Source organism: Pseudomonas sp. SDO5532_S415 (genome assembly GCF_054071155.1).
Window position 1 is genome coordinate 1 of the sequence record NZ_JBSVWS010000332.1, and the last position, 2,279, is coordinate 2,279.

The 2,279-nt window shown below is 62.7% G+C and carries 2 protein-coding genes; both read right to left on the reverse strand.

What is annotated here, in order from left to right; all coding sequences use genetic code 11:
* Positions 1-72 precede the first annotated feature (72 nt).
* Positions 73-807, reverse strand: coding sequence for a thioesterase II family protein (locus tag ACW9HW_RS29870; RefSeq protein WP_457402922.1), 735 nt, complete (start codon positions 805-807; stop codon positions 73-75).
* Between the two features lie 172 nt (positions 808-979).
* Positions 980-2,152 (reverse strand): MFS transporter, encoded by a 1,173-nt coding sequence (locus ACW9HW_RS29875; protein WP_095197362.1) that lies wholly within the window; start codon positions 2,150-2,152, stop codon positions 980-982.
* Positions 2,153-2,279 lie beyond the last annotated feature (127 nt).

Here is a 2,279-nt window from a genome sequence, read left to right on the forward strand (position 1 = left end):
CAACATCAATGTTGAATGAAGGACCGCCTTCGCGAGCAGGCTCGCTCCCACAGGGATTGAGTGATGTGGAAGTCAGCTGAGCGCCATCAGCCCATGCCGCCGATGATGAACCTCAAGCTGATCCTTGATCACCTTGAGCACCTTGGCCTCATGCTCATGGATGAAGAAATGCCCGCCGGCGAGCATGTCCACGGAGAAACTGCCACGGGTTTCCTTGCTCCAGCCGATCAGTTGTTCAGTGGTGGCCCGGTCGGTCTTGCCGCCAAGCACGTGCACCGGGCACTTGAGCAGTGGCCGCTGCAGCGGCTCGAAACGTCCGCACAACTGGAAATCGGCACGCAGGATCGGCAGTGTCAGGCTCATCAGCTCTTCGTTGGCCAGCACTTCTTCGCTGGTGCCGTTGAGCGTGCGCAGTTGCTCGATCAATTCGGCATCGGTCTTGGGCTCGGCAAAACCACGGTCGTAGTCGGCACGCAGGGTTGGCGCCGCAGTGCCGGAGGCGAACAGGGCTACCGGCTCAGGGCAACCGAGCGAGCGAAACGCATGGGCCATTTCACAAGCCAGCAACGCGCCGAGGCTGTGGCCGAACAGCGCGTAAGGCGCCTTGAGCGTGTTCTTTTGTTCCTGCGCCAATTGCAGCGCCAGCCGCCGCATGTCGGTGTGCAACGGCTCGCCATACCGTGCGCCCCGCCCCGGCAGCTCCACCGGTTGCACTTTCAGCCACTGCGGCAGTTTGCTCCGCCAGCGGCTGTAGACCATGGCGCTCGCGCCCGAATAGGGCAGGCACAGCAATGTCAGCTGGGTCACCGGGCTTACCTCGAAAAGTTGTCTGCTAAGAGAACGGATGAGTGCCGAAGAGAATTAGTCGTACAGATAACCCTTTGGGAGCGAGCTTGCTCGCGAAGGTGGCGTGACATTCAACACATCAGTGGATGGGAAGACCGCTTTCGCGAGCAGGCTCGCTCCCACAGTTAAATCATCATTTCAGATGGCGATAGCTTTGCACCGCTGAACCCAGTACGACTGCCCCGGCTGCAATCGCCACCCAAAACCCGCTGCGCGCCCCGAACGCATCCACCAGCCAGCCGGAACTGGCGGCGCCGATCGCCACGCCGATGCTCAATCCGGTGACTAGCCAGGTCAGGCCTTCGGTGAGCTTGGCCGGCGGCACGATCTGCTCCACCAGGGCCATCGCAACAATCAGGGTCGGGGCAAAAAACAATCCGGCGACGAACACCGCCAGCGACAACCCGAGAATGTTCACCGCCAGCAGCAGCGGCAAGGTCGTCACCGCCGTCGCCACCCCGCCGTAGAGAAACAGCCGTGGCAGCGGCACTTTCGAGCGCAGCGCACCGAAGGCCAGCCCGGCCAGGCACGAACCGATGGCATACACCGACAGCACAATACTTGCCGCCGCCGGCTGGCCCTGATGCTGGGCGAACGCGACGCTGACCACATCGATCACGCCGACGATGGTGCCCATGGCGACCATCAACAGCATCAGCCACTGGATGTCCACGGAACGGATGATCGAGCCGAAATGATGGGCTTCATGGGGATGTACCGCAGGTTCGGTGCTGCGTTGCAAGACAAACGCCGTGACGCCGATGGCCAGCATCAGCAACGCCGCCAACGGCCCTGCCTCGGGGAACGCCACCACACACAGGCCCACCGACAACGGCGGCCCGACGATAAAGCAGACTTCGTCCAGCACCGACTCCAGGGCATAGGCCGTTTGCAGTTGCGGCTGGCCGCGATACACCTCGGTCCAGCGCGCCCGCACCATCGCCGACATGCTCGGCATGCAACCGGCCAACGCAGCGAACACGAACAGCGTCCATTGCGGCGCCTGCAAACGGGTGCAGAGCAACACCAGCAATAACGCCCCGCCCCCGACCAGGGCGGACACCGGCAGAATCCGCCGCTGACCGAAACGGTCCACCAGCCGCGACACCTGCGGCGCACAAAACGCCGTGGCCAAGGCAAAAGTCGCCGCCACAGCCCCCGCCAGGCCGTAGCCGCCCTGCAACTGCGAAAGCATGGTGATCAGGCCGATTCCGGTCATGGAAATCGGCATGCGCGCGATCATGCCAGCCAGCACGAAAGCTCGGCTGCCTGGGGCATTGAACAGCTCGCGGTAGGGATTTGCCATGGTGTCCGGCCTCGATAAGGGCGTGCAAATTGCCATAAGGCGGGTAGCGGGGAAAGGGCCGAATTGTTGGTTGAATGTGAAGGCCCCTTCGCGAGCAGGCTCGCTCCCACAATGGACGGTGTACACA

What these genes read in the sequence shown, in the direction of transcription:
- ACW9HW_RS29875 (WP_095197362.1), bottom strand. Translation starts at nt 2,152, where the DNA reads ATGGCAAATCCCTACCGCGAGCTGTTCAATGCCCCAGGCAGCCGAGCT.